The organism is Gordonia sihwensis NBRC 108236, assembly GCF_000333035.1.
Lineage (GTDB): Bacteria > Actinomycetota > Actinomycetes > Mycobacteriales > Mycobacteriaceae > Gordonia > Gordonia sihwensis.
In genome coordinates this window covers 58371-79565 of the sequence record NZ_BANU01000002.1, presented here as the reverse complement: position 1 = coordinate 79565, position 21195 = coordinate 58371, and the positions used below count along the sequence as shown (strand labels likewise).

Below are 21195 nucleotides of genomic sequence, written 5' to 3'. Positions count from 1 at the left end.
CTACGACGAGCGACGAGCCTCGTCCAGGGCGCAGCACGATTCGGCCGAACGATCACCGCTCGCGTCCGACCGAGCTCAGAATCGGGGCGGCGGCCCCTGGTCGGCGGGAGCACGACCGTCGATCACCGCGGCGATCGCCAACAACGCCGCTTGGATGAAACCGACCGTCAGCGCCACATAGGCACCGGCCCCGAGACTCAGGAACGGCGGAAGACCCAGTGCGCAGACGAGCAGACCCAGCCAGCCGAAGATCGCGAGGAAGGCCAGCAACGGCAGGTAGCGCCGCCACCTCGGTGCGGCCAGCCCCGCTGCCGCGACACCGACTGTCCCCAGCAGCAGAAAGAACCAGCCGGGACTGAGAATCAGCGACGGGCTGAGGTAAGCGGGCACATCGAAGGTTCCGTTCATGCCAGTGGCCCAGACCTCGGCCTTGTGGTCGATCTCGTCGGAGACCGTCACCCAGCCGAGGAATCCCATGAAGAACGTGACCAGTCCGGCCGCCGTGGACCCGACAGCCATCAGGACCGGCGTCGGAGTGCGCGAGAGGAGCGGGGGCCTGACGGGAGGCGGCGGGTAACCGGGCGCGCCGTACATCATCGGCGGCGGTCCCGGCTGCGCACTCGGTCCCGGACCGTATCCGGGCATCGGGTTGGCGGAAGTCCAGGAATTCGTCTCTTGGCCGAGGGCCTGCTGCGAGTCCGGCTTCGGGTCCGGCTTCGGGTCCGGCTGATTCGGATGCGGCGGGTTGGTCATGTCCGTATCTAACCACCCGGATCCGACACTGCGGGCCCGGTCGACGGCGGCGGTCCGCCCCTCTCTCATCCGTCGGTGTAGATCACCTTGGTCCGCAGCACCGCGTCCTGCAACGACATCCGCCGCGGAGACAGCACAACCCAGAACAGTCCGACCGGGAACACCACGCAGGTCAACGCCCGGAGCAGGATCTGCGCAAAGTGCATCGGCCGTCCGCTGACGCGCACCACACGCAGTCCCATCAACACGTTCCCCACCGTCCGGCCGGTCACCGACCACCCGGCGACCAGATAGACGAACGCGATGCCGAGGAATCCGCTGGTGGTGAACCACCACCCGACCTGCGGGAAGGCGAAGTTGGTGATATCCATCGTGAACAGGACGAAGGCCGTCCCCAGATAACCGAGACCGAGAAGCGCGACCACCAGCACCACGTCGATGACGGCGGCGATCAGCCTGGTCACGATCCCCGCGGTCCGCGGCCGCGCGTCGCGCGGCTCAGTCATCGTCGGACTTCCGGCGGAAGACCCGGTTCACGAAGCCCTCCACGGCGTCGTCGGCGCGTTCGCTGCTGGTCCGGACGTCGGAGATCATCTCGGTCGTCACGGTGGAACTGGCGTCGCGCACGATCGACGAGAGATCCACGCCGTTGATCACCCGGTTGCCGACCACGACCAGATCGACGCCCGCGAGGACGGCGTCGAGATCGATGCGCCGGACCGCCTTGTCGAGGTCGACTCCGTCGACCACCGCGTCGATGTCGAGTCTGGCCAGAACCGGGTTGAGATCGAGCCGGTCGAGGATCGGCGTCAGGTCGATGCCGTCGAGCACCTTCTGCAGATCGATGGTGTCGATCACCGCGTTGAGGTCCAGTCGTTCCACGACGGCCTGCAGATTCACTTCGCCGAGCACCCGGTCGAGGTCGACGGCCGCGAGCAGCACCTCGGTCAGGTCGATCTCTTCGGTGAGGAATGCGATCGCCTCGGACAGCACGCCGCGGATCACTGCACGCGGAACATCGAGCACGCGGTTCACGGCACCCGAGACCAGATCGGTTATCACTCGACGATTATGGCTGAATGCGAAACGTCCCGGTGCGGCAATGCAGCCGTACCGGGACGTTTCGTCGTCCGACTCTCAGGTCCGTCCGGACCGGAGTCCGATCAGAGTGCGTCGAAGAGCTCGCGCGCCAGTGCGGCGGTCTCGCTCGGGGTCTTGCCGACCTTGACGCCGGCGGCCTCGAGGGCCTCCTTCTTGGCCTGCGCGGTGCCGGAACTGCCAGAGACGATGGCGCCTGCGTGGCCCATGGTCTTGCCCTCCGGCGCGGTGAAGCCCGCGACGTAGCCGACGACCGGCTTGGTGACGTTGGCCTTGATGTAGTCGGCCGCACGCTCCTCGGCGTCGCCGCCGATCTCGCCGATCATGACGATGAGCTTGGTCTCCGGATCCTTCTCGAAGGCCTCGATCGCGTCGATGTGGGTGGTGCCGATGACCGGGTCTCCGCCGATGCCGATGGCGGTCGAGAAGCCGAGGTCGCGCAGCTCGTACATCATCTGGTAGGTCAGGGTGCCCGACTTCGACACGAGGCCGATCGGGCCCTTGCCGGTGATGTTGTTCGGGGTGATGCCGACCAGCGCCTCGCCCGGCGTGATGATGCCGGGGCAGTTCGGGCCGATGATGCGGGTCTTGGCGCCCTTGTCGACGTTGTACGCCCAGGCGTAGGCCGAATCCTGGACCGGGATGCCCTCGGTGATGACCACGAGCAGCGGGATCTCGGCATCGATGGCCTCGATGATGGCGTCCTTCGAGAAGGCGGGCGGCACGAAGGCGATCGAGGTGTCGGCCCCGGTCTTCTCCATGGCCTCGGCGACCGATGCGAACACCGGCAGTTCGACGGTGTTACCGTCGGCGTCCACGTGCGAGACGGTGGTGCCTGCCTTGCGGGCATTGACACCGCCGACGACGTTGGTGCCGGCCTTCAGCATCAGCGCGGTGTGCTTGGTGCCCTCGCCGCCGGTGATGCCCTGGACGATGACCTTGTTGTTCTTGTTCAGGTAGATCGACATGAGTCTTCTTCGTCTCCTACTGGTTCGCCAGCTCAGCGGCCTTGTCGGCACCCGAGTCCATGGTGTCCGCCAGGGTCACCAGCGGGTGGTTGGCCTCGGCCAGGATCTTGCGACCCTCCTCGACCTTGTTGCCGTCGAGACGGACCACCAGCGGCTTGCTGGCGGCGTCGCCCAGCTTGGCGAGCGCGCCGACGATGCCGTTGGCGACCGCGTCACAGGCGGTGATGCCGCCGAAGACGTTCACGAAGACGCTCTTGACCTGCTCGTCGCCGAGAATGACGTCCAGACCGGCCGCCATCACCTCGGCGGACGCACCGCCGCCGATGTCGAGGAAGTTGGCCGGCTTCACGCCGCCGTGGTTCTCACCGGCGTAGGCGACCACGTCGAGGGTCGACATGACCAGACCCGCACCGTTGCCGATGACGCCGACCTGACCGTCGAGCTTGACGTAGTTGAGGTCGTTCTCCTTGGCCTTGAGCTCGAGCGGATCGGTGGCGTCCTTGTCCGCGAACTCGGCGTGGCCCGGCTGCCGGAACTCGGCGTTGCCGTCCAGCGTCACCTTGCCGTCGAGCGCCAGGATCTGATCGTCCGGCGTGCGCACCAACGGGTTGACCTCGACGAGCAGTGCGTCTTCGGCGACGAAGACCTCCCACAGCTTCTGAATGGTCACGGCGGCCGCGTCGAGGACCTCGGCGGGCAGATGGCCCTTCTCGGCGATCTCGCGCGCGAACGCCAGGTCGACGCCCTTGACCGCGTCGACGGCGATGCGAGCCAGCCGGTCCGGCTTGGTTGCGGCGACCTCTTCGATCTCCATGCCGCCCTCGACCGAGCACATGGCCAGGTAGGTGCGGTTGGCGCGATCGAGCAGGAAGGAGATGTAGTACTCCTCGGCGATGTCACTGGCCTCGGCAACGAGGAGCTTCTTGACAACGTGGCCCTTGATATCGAGCCCGAGGATGTTTTCAGCGTGCGTCTGTGCGTCATCAGGGGTTGCGGCGTACTTGACGCCACCGGCCTTACCGCGGCCGCCGACCTTGACCTGCGCCTTGATCATCACGGGCTTGCCGATTTCCTCGGCGATCGCCCGCGCATCGGCGGCAGTGTCAGTCACCCGACCTGGTGTGGTGGGTACCCCATGCTTGGCGAACAGTTCCTTCGCCTGGTATTCGAAGAGATCCATTCAGCTCACCATCTGAAGTAATGTTTCGCCCGCTCCGGTGTAACGCGGGCCATAGGCGACTCTAAACCCCCGGCGCCGTCGCATTCGAACGCGACCCCAACCTTGTGCCGCATCTCACGCGCTACTGACCAGTAACCCCTTATGCACCGCAATTGTGGCCGCTGAGCAGCCAGAATGAGGACGTCATAGAGAGAGGCGGTGGACTTAGCGCCGACCGTTCGTTACCGTCGTCAGGGTTGGTAACAACTAGGTCACGACATGCGAGCCGCTGCCTCGAGCGGCAGCGCTGAGGATTTGAGGTGAACGACTTGGCAGCACGGAGCCTTCTCGACCGTGACGGCGCAACAGCCGGCCAAGCCGACCCCACTCCTCTCGACACCCCCAGCACTCACGACTTCCCGCTCCCTTCGCGCTCGCTGCGCATCGGCCTCGGCGGGTCCGCGCTGAACCAGGACACCGTCAGCACCACCGAGATCCTTCTCACCGACGGCGCAGCGGTCGACGACACCGCTGCCGACACCACCGCCACTGCGGTGGCCGCGCAGCCCGAGACAGGCAAGCCGAAGCACCGCCTCCGCGCCCCCTCGTCGGCCCTGCGTGCTCGTACCGCCCTATTCGCCATCGCCGCGGGCGCCACCGCGATCGCCGTCACCGGCTCCGGATCCGACGGCCAGGCGAGCCCACTCGCCCAGGCCCCCGCCGACCCCGCGCCGGTCGACGGCTCGAACGTCGTCCCGGTGGCGAACACCTCCGCGAGCGACACCGGCCCCGGAGCCGTTCCGGCCGCCTCGCAGGCCGATATGAGCGATTTCGGCGATCAGCTCTCGCAGGGCGTGAAGATCGCCAAGGAGCAGGCGGCCGCCATCGCCGCGAAGCAGAAGCCCCTCGTGGTCTCCCCGATCCCGATGGGCGTCTACAACCTCACGTCGGCCTTCGCGCCCCGCTGGGGCACCTTCCACGGCGGCATCGACATGGCCGCACCGCTCGGTACGCCCATCCATGCCGCCACCGACGGCGTGGTGATCGACGCCGGACCGGCCTCCGGGTTCGGCAACTGGGTGCGGCTCAAGGCGCCGGACGGCACCATCACCGTCTACGGCCATATGGCCTCCTCCGGTGTGCTGGTCCACAAGGGCCAGCAGGTCACCGCCGGCGACACCATCGCGCTGGTGGGCTCCGAGGGTTTCTCCACCGGACCGCACTGCCACTTCGAGGTGTGGATCAAGGGCCCGAGCGGCGCCTACGTGAAGATCGATCCCGCCATCTGGCTCGCCAAGAAGGGCGTCCGCCTCTCCGCACTCACCGGCTAGTCAGACACCGACGGGTTCAGTTCGCCGAGCCGCACCGGCCCACCGACCTTGCCGAGCAGCACCAGCTCCCCAGGCCGGTCGAGTAGCACCAGCCCCCCCAGGCTTGCCGAGCAGCACCAGCCCCCCCAGGCTGGTCGAGTAGCACGCGAACGTAGTGAGCGAGCGTATCGAGACGTCTGCTCTGCCCACCACCCCTGCCCTACAGCTTCTCCCCCGGCAGTCCGCCGACGGTCATCAGCGTCACGCGGCCCACTTTCCCGCCGAAGTCGAACGTGATGCGCTCGGTGACACCGCTCCCCTCCTTCGCCACGGCCTTCCCCATCCCGTACTGCGGATGGTTCATCCGGTCGCCGATCTCGTAGTGGACGTTCTTGTTCCGCCCACGGGTCGGGTCGGACGAGTACGACGACCGTCCGCGCAGCCCCGAGCCGAAACCCGACTCGGAACCGTTGGACGATCCTCCGCCGGCCGAACCGAATCCGAAGCTGCCGCCGCGGGAGCCGAACTCTCGCATGCCACGCTTCGGCTCGCTACGCCGCCAGTCGATCAAGTGCTGCGGAACCTCTTGCAGGAACCGCGATCCCGGGTTCGACACCGGCTGTCCCCACGATGCGCGCGACATCGCACGGGTCAGATAGAGACGCTGGCGGGCTCGAGTGATCCCGACATACGCCAGCCGTCGCTCCTCGCTGAGTTCGGCCGGATCGCCGAGAGCCCTCATATGCGGGAAGTGCCCGTCCTCCCAGCCGGTGACGAAGACGACGGGGAATTCCAGCCCCTTGGCGGTGTGCAGCGTCATCAGGGTGACGACGCCCTCTCCCTCGTCGGGCACCTGGTCGGCATCGGCCACGAGGGACACCTTCTCCAGGAACGCCGCGAGCGAGCCGGGCTCGGGTTCACCGTCGCCGACGACCTCGCCGGCCGCGTCCGCGTCGGGGTCGGTCGGCTCATCGGCCCGCTGCGCGGCTTCCATGCTGAAATCTCGGGCGACGGCGATCAGTTCGTTGAGGTTGTCCATCCGTGCGGCGTCCTGCGGGTCGTTGGACGCCTCCAACTCGGCACGGTAGCCGCTGCGATCGACGATCGCGTCGACCAGTTCGCCGATGTCGCCGCCCTCCGTGGTCGCGTCGGCGACGGCGTCGTCGACCGATTCGCCGCCGACGGCGCCGAAGGCCATCAGGAAGTCGCTGCGCAGTCCTTCGATGAGGTCGACGAACAGGGTGATCTGCTTGACCGCGCGTGTATTGAGCAATGGGACGCGGTTCTCGGTCGCCTCCACCAGCGCCTGGTAGAAGCTGATGCCGAGATTCTCCGCATGGACGGCGACGCACGCCTCGGCACGATCGCCGATCCCGCGCCGCGGTGTGTTGAGGATCCGGCGCAGGCTGACCGAGTCGTCGGGGTTCGCCACCACGCGCAGGTAAGCGATCACGTCGCGCACTTCCTTGCGCTCGTAGAACTTGGTGCCGCCGACCACCTTGTAGGGGATTCCGTGGCGGACGAAGACCTCCTCCAGCGACCGCGACCCGGTGTTGGTGCGATAGAACACCGCGACGTCGGCGTACGTGTGGCTCGCCGAACCCCCGATCGAGTAATCGACGAGTTCCTCTATCTCCTTCGCGATGAACGCGGCCTCGTCGCGGTCGGAGTCGGCGACGTAACCGACGATCAGGTCGCCGTCGCCCGAATCGGTCCACAACTTCTTCTCACGGCGTCCCGCGTTGCGTGAGATGACGGCGTTGGCCGCCGACAGGATGGTCTGGGTGGAGCGATAGTTCTGTTCGAGCAGAATCGTCTCGGCGTCCGGGTAGTCGCGCTCGAACTCCTCGATGTTGCGGATCGTCGCGCCGCGGAAGGCGTAGATCGACTGGTCGGCGTCGCCGACCACGCACAGCTCCGACGGCTCCAGGCCGCTCGGGGTCGTCTGCTCGCCGACGAGCTCCCGCACCAGCACGTACTGTGCGTGGTTGGTGTCCTGGTACTCGTCGATCAGCACGTGCCGGAAGCGGCGCCGGTAGTACTCGGCGACATTCGGGTGCCGCTGCAGCAACGACACCGTCTCGCCGATCAGATCGTCGAAGTCGAAGGCGTTCGCCGCCGCCAGCCGACGCTGGTACTCGGCGTAGATCTGGGCGACGGTGCCCGCCGCCAGATCACTCTGGCCGTCGGCCGCCGCCTCCGCCGCGGCGTCGTCGGGATCCTTCAGTTCGTTCTTGAAGTTGGAGATCAACGTGCCCACACCGCGCGGGCTGAACTTCTTGGGATCCAGGTCGAGGTCGCGGACCACCATGCCGAGCAGTCTGCGCGAGTCGTCGGCGTCGTAGATGGAGAAGTTCGAGTTGCGATCACCGAGCAGGCTCGACTGCGCCCGCAGAATCCGAACGCAGGTGGAGTGGAAGGTCGAGACCCACATGTAGGCCGCGCGCGGTCCGACCAGGTCGATCACCCGCTCGCGCATCTCGGCTGCGGCCTTGTTCGTGAACGTGATCGCGAGGATCTGTCCCGGCGTCACGTTCCGTTCGGCGAGCAGGAAGGCGATGCGCCGGGTCAGCACGGCCGTCTTACCCGATCCCGCTCCCGCGACGATCAGCAGCGGCGACCCGGTGTGCAGCACCGCATCTCGCTGCTGGGGGTTCAGTCCGTCGAGGAGTTCGCGTCCCCGGTCGCTCAGCTGGGTCTCGTCGATGGCGGCAGGTGAAGAGTTCATGGCCTCTTCAGGCTACCTTCGGCCCCCGACAGTCCTCGCCGTCACGCCTGTCCCCCGACCATCGGTCACGGCGCCGCCTCGGCCATCACCGGCGCCCCCACCCTGCCGTCCCCGGTGTGCAGGCGCAGCCCCGGCGTCACCGGCCGGATCCGGAGTTCGGTGCCGTGCCCGTCGAGCTGGACGTAGGCCGCGTGCAGTCCCGACCGCACCGGGACCTCGACGGGGTCGCCTCCTTCGAGACGGAGTTCCACGGTGCCGGCTCGGTCGGCGCAGTAGCTGAAACCGACGGTCCACTGCCAGTCGATCAGCGGGCCGCTCAGCGGCAGCCTGGTGAGGTCGTCGATGCCGGGCTTGGCGCAGCTGCCCCGGCTCGGCTCGAAGGTTCGCACCGGCGACACCGCTCCCGCGACCAGGCGACCCTCCGGATTGAGGACCTTCAACTCATCGGTGACCTTCCCGAAGCCGGGACGCTCGCGCAGGCGGCCGAAGACATGGCTGATCATGTTGTTCGGATAAGCGACCGGCAGCAGCACCTCGAGCGGCACCGGCTGATCGAACATCGTCTTGCCGTCCATCGACGCCAGCGACGCACGCGCGGTGCGCAGATAGTCGCCGGTCGGATCGTCACGCCAGGACTGCCCGAAGGACATCGTGGCCGTGACCGCCGAGACCAGGAAGGCCACACCCGCCACCGCGGCCGCGACCGCCATCCGCCGGTCGGGCTGTGAGGGTCCCGCGGTGTGGGCACCGATCGACGGCGCCGCGGCGATCAGGGCCAACGCGATCGCCAGCACCAGCGCGGTGTCGGGCAGGTACCGCATGGTCTGCGCCAGCTCGAGCGCGGTGTTGCCGCTCGACCGGTTCCACATCACCGGAATCTGGGCCGCCACCGCGTACAGCAGTGCGAAGAACCAGATCAGCGCCACGCCGCGTCTGCGGCGCACGGTGATCGCGATCGCCGCCGCCAGCACCACCCACCCGAGGACGATCATCCACACGCTCGGGAATCCCATCGGCGGCGACGGCGTCCACCGCTCCCACACCCACGGACCGCCGGTGAACGAGGGCACGATCGCGTTGTTGATGCTGCGCCACACCAGATGGGCCGTCTGCCCGATGGAGTGGACGCCGGCCGTGGCCGTCGACGTCGCGAGAAAGACCGCGGCCCACACCACGAACACGCCGCCGAGGATCAGCCACAGCGGACGAGCCCGAAGAAAGGCCTGGCTCAGCGGTGACGATCGGTAGTCGGCCTCATCGTCCCAGCGGGCCGATGAGCGACTGCGGAGCGCGAGAACCGCCGCGACGAAGGCGACGGGCAGGATGAACAGTGACTTCTCGAAGAACAGCAGACCGACCACGAAGGCGGCCACCGCGCCGATCAGCAGACGCCGGCTGCGCACCGGGTCCGGGCGGTCGCGGACCAGCGCTACCGCGTTGCCGACCACGACTGCCATCGCGGCCTGCATCGGCAGGGTGTTCAGACCGGCCGCCCACCAGACGTAGGCACTGACGGTCATCGGAACGAACAGATAGAAGCACAGGGCGGCCAGCGCCCAGCCCCCCGCCCGCGGCGCGAGGATGCGGATCATCCGCCACACCGCCAGTGAGGCGACCGCCTGCAGGACCACCAGCGTCAGCGCGGGCAGCCACCACTGCACGGGGGCCAGTGCCGTGGTGAGCCCGGCGACCAGGAACGCGGCGGGCATGAAGTGGCCGTCGTGGCTGTAACCCAGGAAATCCCACGACGGAATCGGGTACGTGGACGCCCGCCCCATGAGGATGAGGTCGTCCCAGTAGAAGTTTCCCCAGATCACCAGCACCGCGCGCACGACGAGCTGCACCATGATCAGCGCCAGTGCCAGTGCTCCGACTCTTCTCGCGGCGGTCGTTCTCGCGGTGGTCATCGCGGCGGTGGTCATCACTGCATTGTTCACTACGCGCCGCCACGCCTGCGAACCCTGCGTGGCAAAATCGGAAGACGTGAGTGACCAGGATGATCAGCAGACCAATGACGGCGCGGCCCACGGAAACGACGGCGGCGGACGGTTCGCGCTGGATCTGGAAGCGCTGGGGCTGAGCGACGATGTCACCGCCCTGCCCGACGACATCGAGGAACTCCGAGTCGAGATCGACCGCATGGACGCCGTCATCCTCGCCGCCATTCAGCGGCGCAGCGCCGTGTCGAAGAAGATCGGCGCGCACCGCATGGCTACGGGTGGACCGCGCCTGGTGCACAGCCGCGAGATGAAGGTCCTCGACCGCTTCTCCGCGCTGGGGTCCGAGGGACACACCCTCGCGATGCTGCTCCTGAGACTGGGCCGTGGACCGCTGGGGCGTTAGCGACCTCCCTGCCTCCCGGCGGCCTCAGGACGGCCGGCCGCGTTCGGTGCGGTACCAGCGCACCAGTGCGTCGGTCGACGAGTCCGGCAGCGGCGCAGGCGCGGCGTCGTCGCTGATCACGCCGAGCAGATCGACGGCCTGCTTCTTCCCGAGTTCCACACCCCACTGGTCGAAGGGGTTGATCCCCCAGATCATCGCCTTCACGAAGGTCTCGTGCTCGTAGAGTGCGATCAGTTGTCCGAGGACCGAGGGCGTGAGCTTGGGCGCCAGAATCGACGTCGACGGGCGGTTTCCGGGCATCACCTTGTGCGGCACCAGCTTCGGCGGCACCCCCTCGGCGGCGATGTCGTCGGCGGTCTTGCCGAAGGCGAGCACCTGCGTCTGTGCGAAGAAGTTGCTCATCAGGATGTCGTGCATCGAACGTCCGTCGGCCGCGGGCAGGTCGTCGAGCGGTTGCGCGAACCCGATGAAATCGGCCGGGATCAGCCAGGTCCCCTGATGCAGGAGCTGGTAGAAGGCGTGCTGCCCGTTGGTCCCCGGCTCACCCCAGTAGATCGAGCCGGTCGGCGAGGTGACGTGATGTCCGGCGGCGGTGACCGACTTCCCGTTCGACTCCATCGTCAGCTGCTGCAGGTATGCCGGAAACCGAGCCATGTCGTCGGAGTACGGCAGCACGGCCTGCGACTGCGCATCCCAGAAGTTGGAGTACCACAGACCCACCAGCGCGAGGATCGCCGGCGCGTTCCGCTCCAGCGGCGCGGTCCGGAAGTGCTCGTCCATCGCGTGGAAACCGGCGAGGAATTCGCCGAACAGCTCACGGCCGATGGCGATCATCAACGACAGCCCGATCGCCGAGTCGATCGAGTAGCGGCCGCCCACCCAGTTCCAAAATCCGAACATGTTGGCGGTGTCGATACCGAACTTCGCGACCTCGTCGGTGTTGGTGCTGACGGCGACGAAATGCTTGGCGACCGCGTCCGAGTCGGCCCCGTCGACCCCGAGCTCGCGCAGCAGCCACCGTTTCGCCGCGGTCGCGTTGGTGATGGTCTCGAGGGTGGTGAAGGTCTTCGACGAGACGACGAACAGCGTGGTCTGGGGGTCGAGTCCCTCGAGCACCGACACCAGATCGGACGGGTCGCTGTTGGAGACGAAGTGCCCGGTGATCCCCGGATGACGGTAGTGGCGAAGCGCCTCGTACGCCATGACCGGACCGAGGTCGCTGCCCCCGATACCGATGTTGACCACGTCGGTTATCGGCTTGCCCGTGTAGCCGGTCCACTCGCCGTTGCGCACCCGGTCGGTGAACTCGCCCATCGCATCGAGGACCGCGTGCACGTCGGCCACCACGTCCTGGCCGTCGACCACGAGTTCGGCGTCGCGCGGGAGCCGCAACGCGATGTGCAGCGCGGCACGGTCTTCCGAGGTGTTCAGATGCGCCCCGGCGAACATGGCATCGCGCTGCTCTTCCACACCGGCCTCACGGGCGAGTGCCGCGAGCAGTTCCACGGTCTCCCGGGTGATCAGGTTCTTGGAGAAGTCGATGTGCAGATCGGCGGCGTCGACCGTCAGATCACGTCCGCGATCAGGATCCATCACGAAGAGTTCACGCAGGTGCAGCGAGTACACATGCTGCTGGTGAGCAGCCAGAGCGTGCCACGAGACAGTCGATGTGATGTCGAAATCGTCCGTCCCGTCGAGCCGTCCACGCAGATTCGTCATCATTGTCCCCACATTATTCGGTCGAACGAGTTCCTCGCGAGGTGTGGCTCAGATCAGCTTCGCCGAGAGCGACTCCGGCAGGTAGCGCAGCGCCCACGAGATCGGCGTCCACGGCCACGCCGGAACCGCCGCGCGGGCGCGTTCGGATTCGATCGCCGCGACCATCGCCTTCACCCCGCGCTCGGTGTCGGTCATCATCGAGGTCTTCACTCCGCGGTTGATGTCCGTCTCGATGTAACCCGGAAGCAGCACTGTCACCGTGATCGGGCTTCCCGCGAGTTCGGCTCTGAGCCCCTGTCCGAGGGCCGAGACTCCTGCCTTCGAGGCCGAGTACGCGGTCTGAGCCTTCGGCAGGCCCCGGACCGCACTCATCGAACTCACCAGGACGAGGTGTCCTGCGTTCTGCCTGCGGAAGATCTCCATCGCCGCTTCGGCTTGCGCGAGCGCACCGACGAGATTGGTCTGAACGGTCTCCATGTTGGCCGCGGCGTGTCCGGTTCCGATCGGAGCACCCTTGCCGAGCCCGGCGTTCACGATCACCCGGTCGACACCGCCGAGGTCCTCCGACAGCGCCTCGAAGGCCACTGGGACCGCATCCGCGTCGGTCACGTCGAGTTGCCTGACTGCCACCCGGCGCGCGGATGATTCGAGTTGCCCGGCAAGCGATTCCAGCCGATCGATCCGTCGCGCCGCGAGTCCCAAACTGCGGCCGCGGGCCGCGAACTCGCGGGCCATCCCCTCTCCGAGACCTGAACTCGCACCGGTGATGATGATCTTCTCGCGAACCATGCAGCCGAATCTACCGGCCGTGACGAGGGTCGGCACCGCGGCGTGATCGGCCCGACGCGCCGTTGCGCGGCGAACCGACGAGATGAGACGATCAACGTCACTCTAGTAACTTCGATCACAATTTCACCTTGCGTAACAGGAGTGAGCCCATGCCTCCCTTCCGCCGCCTCCTTCCCTTCCGCAGCCTCCTCCGCTTCCGCAGCCTCACTGTGTCGGCTGCGACGATCACTGCGGCCGTCCTCGTGACGGTTCCGGGAGCCGGAGACGCCGCCGCGGCACCCTGCGGCACCCAGGGCAACGGGTCGAGCCTGCCCTTCTTCGACACCGGATCGCTGGGCTCATCGGGATCGCCGGGCTCATCTGGCTCGCTGGGTTCGTCGGGATCCGGTTCGGGTGCCGCGCAAGGACCACAGGGCCCACTCCCGCACTTCGACAACGGAGTCACCCGCACCGTCGCGTGGACCACCGGACCCCGCAGCGCGAATCGGACCTTCACCCGCTTCGGCATCTCGGGCACCGATCTGGGCATCGCCTGGGACAACGGCGCGGGCCAGACCCTCCTGGCCTTCGGCGACACATTCGGTGACTGCACGGCACCGGGCAGGCAGTGGCGGCACAACGTTCTGCTCCGCACCACCGACGACGACCTGACGAACGGACTCACCGTGCCGGACGGCGTTCCGGGCGACGTCCACTCCGGCGCGTCGGTGGCCGCGGACGCGCCGGCCTTCGCCCGTCAGATGATCGGCGCGATCGGCTGGAGCGGCGTCGAGGTCACCACCATCCCCACATCTGCGATCGCCATCGACGGCAAGCAGTACCTGAACTACATGTCGGTCCGGAAGTGGGGACTCCCCGGCCAGTGGGACACCAATTTCTCCGCGACCGCGGTCTCCTCCGACAATGGACAGACCTGGACCACGCCGCCTGCGACCATCCGCGTGAACGCCGGCGTCTCGCTGCCCATCCCGGAGGGATGGCCGTCTGTTCACGCCAACGACAGCAAGTTCCAGCAGGCCGCCTACGTGAAGGGGCACGGCGACGATGACGGCTGGGTGTACCAGTTCGGCACCCCGAACGGCCGGTTCGGTGGCGCCTACCTCGCCCGATTCCGGCCGTCGGACGTCCTCGACCTGAGCCGCTATCACTACTGGACCGGCAGTGGCTGGTCCGACTCCATCGACGACATCCCCGGCGGCTCCGCCGGGAGGGTCCTTCCCGCACCGGTCACCGAACTGTCGGTGGCGTGGAGTCCGTTCCTGAACAAGTACGTGATGCTGCACAGTCCCACCACCGGGGTCCAGATGCGGACCGCCGACCATCCCGAAGGACCGTGGAGCGCACCCAGGCTGCTCGTCCCCGGGACGCTGGGCCTCTACGCTCCGATGATGCTCCCCCAATCGCCCGCGCTCACCGGCACCGGCCCCGACCTCTACTTCCACGGCAGCCGATGGGACGACTACAACGTCGCGTTGGTGCGAACTCGCCTGTCACGGTGATATCGCCCATTTCCCTCGAGTCGGCGACACCGGTGCCGTATCGCTGTACGAGCACCGAACCCGCCTGTTACCAAAGAGAGGCACGGTAAGCACTCCAGCCACAGATGAGGAACCATGCGCCGTCTGAGACTCCGAACGCTCCAGATGCTCACCGCCTGTGTCATCACGGCCGCGTCCGCGGCGGCGGCACTGTCGGTGACCGCACCCGCCGACGCTCGCGCCTGCAGCAACAGCGGCCCGGTGGTCCCGATTCCGGTGATCGGCAAGTTCCTGCCCCGCGGCGGCGCCCCGGCCGGTCCGCAGAAGGCCATGCCCGCCTACGACGACGGGACCACCGCGACCGTCGCGTGGGTCACCGGTCCCCGCAGCCCCAATAGGACCTTCGGACGGTTCGGCGTCTCCGGCACCGATGTCGGAGTCGCCTGGGACAACGGCCGCGGGCAGACGCTCCTCGCTTTCGGCGACACCTTCGGCAACTGCCTCACCGGCGATCAGCAGTGGCGCCACAACGCGCTGTTGCGGTCGTCCGACCGGAACCTGTCCGACGGGCTGCGCCTCGACGGCAGCGGCTACGCCGGCCAGATGTTCGGCGCGCTCGGGTTCGACGGCATCGAGAAGACCACGATTCCGACCGCCGGCATCTCGGTCGGCGGCCGGCAGTACGTCAACTACATGTCGGTCCGAGCCTGGGGCCCGCCCAGTGTCTGGTACACGAACTACTCGGCGACGGCGGTCTCGAACGACAACGGCCGCACCTGGTCCACCCCGCAGAACACCATCCGCGTCAATGCCGGAGTCACGGTGCCCACCGGAGCGGGCTCGCCGTCGATCCGGGCCGGTGACGCGCACTTCCAGCAGAGCGCCTACGTGAAGGGGCGCGGCGCCGACGCCGGCTGGATCTACCAGTACGGCACCCCGAACGGCCGCTTCGGTTCCGCGTACGTCGCTCGCTTCCGGCCCGCCGACATCCTCGACCTCGGCAGGTATCAGTACTGGACCGGGCGCGGCTGGGCGCCGTCGCCCGACGCCGCGCGACCGGTGGTGCGCGGACCGGTCACCGAACTGTCGGTGGCCTGGAGTCCCTTCCTGAACAAGTACGTGATGCTCGACAGCCCGCGCGGCGTGCTGATGCGCACGGCACCGTCTCCGCAGGGCCCGTGGAGCGGCCCGCGCCGGATCGCTCCGGCGAGCCTGGATCTGTACGCGCCGATGATGCTCCCGAACTCACCCGCCCTGCGCGGCACCGGTCCCGATCTCTACTTCAACGCGAGCCGCTGGGACGACTACAACGTGCTCCTAGTGCGTACGCGGGTGTAGGAGCGGCGGTCGACGACCGGAGCGCAGCGGCCACGCGCGTCGATCCCCTACTTCAGCAGCCGCGACATCCGGCGGTCGGCCAGCACCTTGCCGCCCGTCTGACACGTCGGGCAGTACTGGAACGAGCGGTCGGCGAAGGACACCTCACGGACGGTGTCGCCGCACACCGGACAGGGCAGGCCGGTGCGCGCGTGGACCCGAAGCCCGGTGCGCTTCTCCGACTTGAGGCGGGCCACCTCCTGTCCTTCGAGCCGTTCGATCGCATCGTGCAGCACCGAGCGGACGGCCCGGTACAGGTCGTCGATCTGCTTGTCCGAGAGGCTCTTCGACGTGGCGAAGGGCGACAGCCGAGCGGTGTGCAGGATCTCGTCCGAGTAGGCGTTGCCCACCCCGGCGACGACCCGCTGATCGGTCAGCAGGTTCTTGATCCGCGCGCTGCTGCCGGCGAGGAGCGCAGCGAACTGGTCGCGGTCCAGCGCCAGAACGTCGGGCCCGAGGCCGGCGATCCGTTCCACTTCTGCGGTGTCGCGCACGATCCAGGCCGCCAGCCGCTTCTGTGTCCCGGCCTCGGTGACGTCGAAGCCCTCACCGGGCAGCCCGCAGTGAACGCGCAGCGCGATGGGGCCCTTGCCTCCCGGTTTCGGCGGAGTCTGCGAGAGCGAGTCGCTCCAACGCACCCACCCGGCACGGGACAGGTGGATCACCAGGTCGATCTCGTCGTCGACCGCGGCATCGCCGGCCGCGGGCCCGGGCGCGGTCCGGATCACCAGGTACTTCCCGATACGGTCGACGCTCGACACGATGCGGCCCGTCAGCGCCGTGTACGGCGGATCGGCGGTCTTGAGCACGGCGAGCGAGGCGACGTCGACCCGCCGGATCGGCAGGCCGGCGGCCCGCGAGTCGAGGTACGTCGCGATGGCGGTCACTTCGGGAAGCTCCGGCATGCCCCCAGTGTGCGCCACGGGTCGGACTTTCTCACGTGCGCCGGACCGACCCGACCGGAAATCCGCCGGTGCTCCAGCCTGCGCCGGTGTGTTCTAGTTAGAGGATGCGCCCGTCCCCTCCCGCGATGTCCGACGCCGAACTCGCCGCCGCGATCGCCGAAGGCGCGGGCGAGATCCTCCTGGGCATCCGCCACCGGGATCTGCTCACCGGTCCCCTGGTCGGCGATGTGGGAGACGCACTGGCGCAAGCGTGGATCTCCACCGTCCTGCGCAGGCACCGAGGACGGGACGCCGTGCTCTCGGAGGAGGCCGAGGACGTCGGCGACCGCTCGCGCGCCGAGCGGGTGTGGATCATCGATCCGCTCGACGGCACGAGCGAGTTCGCGATGGGTACATCGGACTGGGCGGTGCACGTCGCGCTCACGGTGGACGGCACGCCGACCGCGGCCGCGGTGTCGCTCCCGGCGAAGAACGAGGTGTTCCGCAGCGACGACGTACCGGCCACTCACGGGCCGCTCACGGGCCGACTCGCGGTGTCGCGGTACGGACACTCGTATCATTCCGCGGCGGTCGCCGATCGGCTCGGCATGGACGCGATCCGCATCGGTTCGGCGGGCGCCAAGGCGATGGCCGTGGTCCGCGGCGATGTCGACGCCTACGTGCACTCCGGCGGCCAGTACGAGTGGGACAACTGCGCGCCGGTCGGCGTCGCGCTGGCGGCGGGACTGCATTGCAGCCGGCTCGACGGACGGCCGATCGTCTACAACAACCCGCAGCCGTACATGCCCGACTTCGTCATCTGCCGCACGGAGATCGCCGACGCCGTTCTCGAGGCGGTCGCGACACCCTGGTGAAGGGGCCGCTCAGCGAGCCTTCTGCAGCAGGTAGATGTCCATGATCCAGCCGAGCCGTTCACGCGCTCGCGCCCGCTTCTCCTCGATCTCCGCGGTCACGTCCGCCACCCGGCCGCTCACCAGGATCTCGTGTTCGGTGCCCAGGTAGGCGCCCCAGTACACCAGGTCGTCGGGCGCGGCCGTCTCCCGGAAGGCGAGGTCGGAATCGAGCATGACGATCTGATTGGCGTCGGCACCCGCGGGCGTGGCCGAGAGCCGGCGGCCCGTGGTGGTCAGGATCGGTTCGCCGATGCCGTGCGCGACGATCCCGTGCGCGGCGGTCAGCGCCGACGCGCTCGTCACACCGGCGATCACCTCGACCTCGACGGAGACGTCGTCGCGCGCGGCGAGCTGGTCCAGGATGCGGAGTGTGGAGTCGTACAGAGCGGGATCGCCCCACACCAGGAAACCGCCGGTCTCGCCGGGACGCAGATGCTCGGAGACCGCGGCCCGCACCGCGTCGACGCGCGCGGCGTGCCAGCGCCGGACCTCGGCCTCGTAATCGTCGGGACGACGATCGCGCGGCGGGTCGGCGATCGCCACCACGCGATGTCCGGGCGCACCGTACTCGGTCAGGAACTTCTCCCGGAGGGCGGTCAGTTCGCTTGTGCGAGAGCCCTTGTCGAGCAGGAAGAAGACGTCCGTGGCGCCGATAGCGTCCACCGCCTCCAGTGTGATCTGGCGCGGCGACCCCGGTCCGATCCCGATGACGCGCAGCAACACGGCGTTCAGAGCCGCACCTTCTTCAAGCCGTGGATGCGCGCGGTGAGGTCGAGCACCGTTTGACGCGGAACCAGACGCCGCAGTGCGAAGACGATCGGCGCCCGATTGCCGCGGGCGTACAGCGGTCGCGGGTGCTCCGCGAGCGCGGCTTCGACGATCTCCTGCGCCATCGACGCCGCCGAGATCCCCTTCGCCTCATTGCGGCGCGTCGCCGCCGCGAGGGTCTCGTACTCCTCCCGGTACACCGAGTCGGGTTTGATGTGGATGGTGCGCCGCTCGCCGATCCCCGTCGCGATGGTGCCGGGTTCGACGGTGGTGACGCGGATTCCGTACGGCGCCACCTCGCGGCGCAGCGCCATCGCGTAGCCCTTGAGCGCCGACTTGGTGGCCGCGTAGTTGGTGCGGAACGCGACCGGGAAGCTCGAGAGCATCGACCCCACCATCACGATGGTCCCGGTACGACGATGGCGCATACGCGGCAGCACCGCCTTCGTCAGCGCGACCGGCCCGAAGACGTTGACCTTGAACAGGTGCTCGACGGCGTCCATCGGCGTGTCCTCGAAGGCACCCGCGGCACTCTCTCCCGCGTTGTTGATGAGGATGTCGAGATCGCCGACAGCCTCGGCGCACTCGGTGGCCGACGCGTAGTCCTCGTTGTCGAGGCGCAGGTACGTGACACCCGGGATCGGGTTGCGCACCGAGTCCGGGTTGCGACTGGTGCCGTACACCTTGTGTCCGAGCGCCACGAACTGTCGCGCCACGGCCTCCCCGATTCCGCTGCTCGCTCCGGTGACCAGCACAGTCCGCTGCCCGGTGATCGATTTGGTCATGGCACCTACGGTAGCCGGGACAGCGGGCCGCGGGGCGAACGACCGGTCCGGACACCGGCGATGTGGAGTGAGCGTCGCGGGTGCGGAGGAGCAGAGGCGCTCGGCGTCGCAGCCGAGCCGGTGACGTAGACTTCTCCTCGTCGGCGACCGCGTCCCCATCTCGGCCGCCGACCGGGCCGGCGGCGAACCGATGACGCTCACCGCGGTCCCCGCTCTCGTAGCTCAGGGGATAGAGCACCGCTCTCCTAAAGCGGGTGTCGTAGGTTCGAATCCTACCGGGAGCACGCAGTGTCCAGAGTGCTGTGTCTAGAGTCGTGAGCGAAGCACCCGCAGTGCTGCTCAGCTCAGGAGGATCTCTCAGTGATGACGTCGCGAATCCGCGCACTCACCCTCGGACTGGCCGTCGCGGTCACCGCCGCGCTGTCGGTTCCGACCCCCGCTCACGCCGACACGCGCGACGACGCACGGCAGGCGATCAACCAACTCTCGGTCACCATGGAGGATTCCCTCGGTGAGCAGCAGGGCGATCTGACCCAATCAGGCGACGGTTACCGGCAGCTGTATGAGAACGGCGTCATCGTGTGGACCGCGGAGTCGGGCGCGCAGGAAGTCGTGTTCGAAGATGCAGGCGCGAAGAACGAGCAGACGAACAGAGTTCGGACGCCGTCCAACGGGTCCCACATCGTTCTTTTCTCCACGAATGCTGCCGCGAGTGAGGCCGAAGCCTCAGACGACGGCATCTCCGCCTGGTGGTGGATGCTCCTGCTGCTGATCCCGCTCGTCGGCCTGATGCTGGCGTGGCTGCGCGGACTGAACTCCTACAACTACAAGACATATTCCCCGGCGACCGGCCCGGGATTCCCTCCGGTCACCGACGAGCGCGCGGACCGGCTGCGGGCCTTGGCGGACGGCCGGGAGACGAGCGCCGCGGACGCGATCGCAAGGGCCGAGGCGGCCGCCGCAGCGGCGAAGGCCGCCGAGGTGCCCGTGCGGCCGGGCGCGCGAGTCCCTTCCCAGGGCGGAGAGGTGCCGCTGCCGATCGGGGCGTCGCGCCCGCTGCCGAACGATCCGATGCAAGCACCCGACGGGTACCCGATCAAGGCGATCGTCGAATCGGGCCTGTACTACCGACCGGCCGACGCCGAGTATGCGTCAGTGACACCCGACCTCTGGTTCGCCACGGCTCCGACCGCAGATAAAGGCGGCTTCGCGCCGGCTGGGGACTGACACCGTCGATCCGGGCCGCGCCCCCCTGAGGACGCACCACCACACGACGGCTCCACACGACGGCTCTCCACACGACGGCGGAACCGCTGATTTGTGCCACCGGCCGGCACTGCGGCACAGGAACTGTCCGACGATCACACGAAGTGCGGCCCGACCCCGCTTCATAGTCGGCACATCGCGTTATGTTTCGCGCGCTGACACCCGTCGGCGCGCCCGCCTGTCGGGCACACCTCGCCGTCTACCCGATCAGGTCGCCGAGGTTCCTCCCACCCGATCGGCCACATCACCAGAGAGCCCCGAAACATGCGCAAACTCCCACTCGTCGCGGCGGTGGCCGCCGCTGCCGCCGCCGGAATCCTCGTCCCCTCCGGCGCTGCCGAGGCCGCACCATCGGCCGACACCCAGGTGACCTTCGTCGTGGCCGGCCAGGGCGGCGATCTGTCGATCACCGCGGGGCCGCTCGGCGCCATCGTCCCGAACGCGAACGGCACCCTGGCGACCGGGGGCCTCCCGACGGCCTCGGTGACCGACAATCGCAATGGCTCTCCCCGCTCCTGGGAGACCACGGCATCCTCCACCGACTTCACCGGTCAGGGCGTCACGATTCCCGCCTCCGACGTGAAGTACGAGGCGAACGCGATCATCGGCAAGGTCGGCGGCGGCGACGTCACCGGGCAGGGAGAGAAGAGCCTCGGATCCCCCGCTACCGTCGTCACCCGGACCGGCCTCACCTGGCCGCTCGAGATCATCACCTGGAGTCCGGCTCTGACGGTCGACTTCCCCACCGGCGGTCTGCCGATTGGGAGCTATTCCGGCACCGTGACCGTCTCCGTCGCCTGACCCCGACAGGCTAGAACCTCGTGGCCGGGACACGCACCGCGCGTGTCCCGGCCAC

At 68.1% G+C, this 21195-nt stretch carries 19 protein-coding genes and 1 tRNA gene; 8 read left to right on the top strand and 12 right to left on the bottom strand.

From position 1 onward, the window contains the following. Positions 1-75: 75 nt before the first annotated feature. From GSI01S_RS02010 to sucC, 5 genes are all read right to left on the bottom strand, one after another. Positions 76-753 carry a DUF5336 domain-containing protein gene (locus GSI01S_RS02010; protein ID WP_039866715.1) on the bottom strand — a complete coding sequence of 226 codons (678 nt, stop codon included), beginning with the start codon at positions 751-753 and terminating at the stop codon, positions 76-78. A 65-nt stretch (positions 754-818) separates the two neighbouring features. Then, entirely contained in the window at positions 819-1259 is a 441-nt protein-coding gene (locus GSI01S_RS02005; protein WP_006894656.1) for an RDD family protein, read from the bottom strand. Continuing rightward, complete coding sequence (locus GSI01S_RS02000) at positions 1252-1815, bottom strand: hypothetical protein (protein ID WP_006894655.1); 564 nt, start codon at positions 1813-1815, stop codon at positions 1252-1254. Before GSI01S_RS02000 ends, GSI01S_RS02005 begins: the two co-directional genes overlap by 8 nt. 101 nt (positions 1816-1916) lie before the next feature. Beyond that, on the bottom strand, positions 1917-2819 hold the full coding sequence (gene sucD / locus GSI01S_RS01995; protein ID WP_006894654.1) for a succinate--CoA ligase subunit alpha: 903 nt from the start codon (positions 2817-2819) through the stop codon (positions 1917-1919). Positions 2820-2835: 16 nt separating this feature from the next. Beyond that, the gene (gene sucC, locus GSI01S_RS01990) at positions 2836-3999 is read right to left on the bottom strand and encodes an ADP-forming succinate--CoA ligase subunit beta (RefSeq protein ID WP_006894653.1); all 1164 of its coding nucleotides are present in this window, start codon (positions 3997-3999) and stop codon (positions 2836-2838) included. A 299-nt stretch (positions 4000-4298) separates the two neighbouring features. Between sucC and GSI01S_RS01985 the strand changes: the two genes are divergently transcribed. Then, entirely contained in the window at positions 4299-5309 is a 1011-nt protein-coding gene (locus tag GSI01S_RS01985; RefSeq protein WP_006894652.1) for a M23 family metallopeptidase, read from the top strand. A 199-nt stretch (positions 5310-5508) separates the two neighbouring features. On the opposite strand, the gene GSI01S_RS01980 is transcribed toward GSI01S_RS01985, so the two are convergent. After that, the gene (locus tag GSI01S_RS01980) at positions 5509-8016 is read right to left on the bottom strand and encodes a UvrD-helicase domain-containing protein (RefSeq protein ID WP_006894651.1); all 2508 of its coding nucleotides are present in this window, start codon (positions 8014-8016) and stop codon (positions 5509-5511) included. A gap of 65 nt (positions 8017-8081) precedes the next feature. Continuing rightward, on the bottom strand, positions 8082-9938 hold the full coding sequence (locus tag GSI01S_RS01975) for a TgpA N-terminal domain-containing protein (RefSeq protein ID WP_006894650.1): 1857 nt from the start codon (positions 9936-9938) through the stop codon (positions 8082-8084). Between the two features lie 133 nt (positions 9939-10071). On the opposite strand from GSI01S_RS01975, the gene GSI01S_RS01970 reads away from it, so the two are divergent. After that, on the top strand, positions 10072-10359 hold the full coding sequence (locus GSI01S_RS01970) for a chorismate mutase (RefSeq protein ID WP_231650238.1): 288 nt from the start codon (positions 10072-10074) through the stop codon (positions 10357-10359). A 24-nt stretch (positions 10360-10383) separates the two neighbouring features. On the opposite strand, the gene pgi is transcribed toward GSI01S_RS01970, so the two are convergent. Both pgi and GSI01S_RS01960 read right to left on the bottom strand, forming a co-directional pair. Beyond that, a complete protein-coding gene (pgi, locus tag GSI01S_RS01965; RefSeq protein WP_081598048.1) occupies positions 10384-12081 on the bottom strand; it encodes a glucose-6-phosphate isomerase in 1698 nt (565 codons plus the stop codon). A gap of 45 nt (positions 12082-12126) precedes the next feature. Beyond that, positions 12127-12867 (bottom strand): SDR family oxidoreductase, encoded by a 741-nt coding sequence (locus tag GSI01S_RS01960; RefSeq protein ID WP_006894647.1) that lies wholly within the window; start codon positions 12865-12867, stop codon positions 12127-12129. 149 nt (positions 12868-13016) lie between these two features. Between GSI01S_RS01960 and GSI01S_RS01955 the strand changes: the two genes are divergently transcribed. Together GSI01S_RS01955 and GSI01S_RS01950 are read left to right on the top strand one after the other, a co-directional pair. Continuing rightward, positions 13017-14366: a glycoside hydrolase family 183 protein gene (locus GSI01S_RS01955; protein ID WP_006894646.1), complete on the top strand. Its 1350-nt coding sequence runs from the start codon at positions 13017-13019 to the stop codon at positions 14364-14366. A 114-nt stretch (positions 14367-14480) separates the two neighbouring features. Then, on the top strand, positions 14481-15683 hold the full coding sequence (locus tag GSI01S_RS01950; protein ID WP_006894645.1) for a glycoside hydrolase family 183 protein: 1203 nt from the start codon (positions 14481-14483) through the stop codon (positions 15681-15683). Between the two features lie 47 nt (positions 15684-15730). Here GSI01S_RS01950 and GSI01S_RS01945 read toward each other — a convergent pair whose 3' ends face one another. Beyond that, a complete protein-coding gene (locus GSI01S_RS01945; RefSeq protein WP_006894644.1) occupies positions 15731-16627 on the bottom strand; it encodes an Fpg/Nei family DNA glycosylase in 897 nt (298 codons plus the stop codon). Between the two features lie 104 nt (positions 16628-16731). Here GSI01S_RS01945 and GSI01S_RS01940 point away from each other — a divergent pair, with 104 nt between their 5' ends. Continuing rightward, on the top strand, positions 16732-17481 hold the full coding sequence (locus tag GSI01S_RS01940; RefSeq protein WP_006894643.1) for a 3'(2'),5'-bisphosphate nucleotidase CysQ: 750 nt from the start codon (positions 16732-16734) through the stop codon (positions 17479-17481). 9 nt (positions 17482-17490) lie between these two features. Here the strand turns inward: GSI01S_RS01940 and cobF are convergent, their stop codons facing one another. Continuing rightward, positions 17491-18243, bottom strand: a complete 753-nt coding sequence (cobF, locus tag GSI01S_RS01935) for a precorrin-6A synthase (deacetylating) (protein WP_006894642.1) — start codon at positions 18241-18243, stop codon at positions 17491-17493. Positions 18244-18248: 5 nt separating this feature from the next. Then, complete coding sequence (locus tag GSI01S_RS01930; RefSeq protein ID WP_006894638.1) at positions 18249-19073, bottom strand: SDR family oxidoreductase; 825 nt, start codon at positions 19071-19073, stop codon at positions 18249-18251. 211 nt (positions 19074-19284) lie between these two features. On the opposite strand from GSI01S_RS01930, the gene GSI01S_RS01925 reads away from it, so the two are divergent. The 3 genes from GSI01S_RS01925 to GSI01S_RS01915 all read left to right on the top strand — a co-directional run bounded on the left by GSI01S_RS01925 (position 19285) and on the right by GSI01S_RS01915 (position 21140). Further along, positions 19285-19357: transfer RNA gene (locus GSI01S_RS01925), tRNA-Arg, on the top strand. Positions 19358-19436: 79 nt separating this feature from the next. Continuing rightward, on the top strand, positions 19437-20300 hold the full coding sequence (locus GSI01S_RS20370) for a sunset domain-containing protein (RefSeq protein WP_006894636.1): 864 nt from the start codon (positions 19437-19439) through the stop codon (positions 20298-20300). Between the two features lie 303 nt (positions 20301-20603). After that, positions 20604-21140, top strand: a complete 537-nt coding sequence (locus tag GSI01S_RS01915; RefSeq protein ID WP_006894635.1) for a hypothetical protein — start codon at positions 20604-20606, stop codon at positions 21138-21140. Positions 21141-21195 lie beyond the last annotated feature (55 nt).